At 68.5% G+C, this 1,052-nt stretch carries 2 protein-coding genes; both read left to right on the top strand.

Features of this window, described 5'->3' with window-relative positions; all coding sequences use genetic code 11:
• The first annotated feature begins 158 nt into the window (after positions 1 to 158).
• Positions 159 to 950 carry a glycosyltransferase family 2 protein gene (locus tag ACTMTJ_RS45345; protein ID WP_441225307.1) on the top strand — a complete coding sequence of 264 codons (792 nt, stop codon included), beginning with the start codon at positions 159 to 161 and terminating at the stop codon, positions 948 to 950.
• Positions 951 to 962: 12 nt separating this feature from the next.
• The coding region (locus ACTMTJ_RS45350; protein WP_441225309.1) for an NAD-dependent epimerase/dehydratase family protein at positions 963 to 1,052 on the top strand (90 nt) is incomplete at its 3' end.

Genomic DNA, 1,052 nt, shown 5'->3' on the forward strand with positions numbered 1-1,052 from the left:
GATCCGCACATCAAGGACGAGCGCTTCGTATCGCTCGACGAGGTGCTGGCCAAGGCCGACCTGCTCGTCATCGCCTGTCCACACCAGGAGTACACCGCCCTGGACACCCAGACCCCGGTCATCGACATGTGGGGGCTGACCGGCCAAGGCGTGAAGGTATGACGATCACGCCCCGGATCTCCGTCGTCATCCCGGTCTACAACGAGGGCGAAGCGATCATCCGGTGCATGGATCGCATCCTGCGCGAAGTCATGCTGCCCAGCGAGATCCTGCTCGTGCACGACATGCCGGAAGACACCACGGTCCCGTACGCGAAGCAGATCGCCGAGTCGCATCCGCAGGTGCGGCCGGTGCTCAACACGTACGGTCGGGGCCCGGCCAACGCGATCCGCTTCGGCATCGACGCGGCCCGCGCCCCGGTGACGGTGGTGACGATGGCCGACGGCTGCGACGACCCGCGCCAGATCGACGACCTGGCCCGGCTCGTAGAGCGCGGGGTCGTGGTGGCCGCCGCGTCGCGGTACATGCCCGGTGGGCAGCAGGTGGGCGGGCCGCGGCTCAAGCGGATGATGTCCCGCTGGGCCGGCCGCACGCTGTACGCGTTTACCCGGGTGGGCACGCGCGACGCGACCAACAGCTTCAAGGCGTACGACACCGAGTTCGTGCGCCAGGTGGGGATCGAGTCGCGCACCGGTTTCGAGATCGGGCTGGAGCTGACCGCCAAGGCCGGGCGGCTGCGCCTTCCGGTCGCGGAGATCCCGACCATCTGGCTCGACCGTCAGCTCGGCGAGTCCCACTTCGACCTCGGGCGGTTTCTGCCGTCGTACCTGCGGTGGTACAGGTTCGCGTACGGCCGGCGGCTCACCGTCGAGCAGATCGCCAAGCGCCGCCCGGCCGAGCCCGAGCCCGAGGCCGTTTCCGCACCGTCAGTCCCCGCGTCACTCAGCTAGGAGCAGTTTCTCGTGTCGAAGGTTTTGGTTACCGGCTCGGCCGGCTTCATCGGTGGCTACGTGGTGGAGGAGCTGTTGGGCCGTGGCCACGAGGTGGTCGGG

The sequence above is a fragment of the Phytohabitans sp. LJ34 genome, assembly GCF_052068095.1.
GTDB lineage: Bacteria > Actinomycetota > Actinomycetes > Mycobacteriales > Micromonosporaceae > Phytohabitans.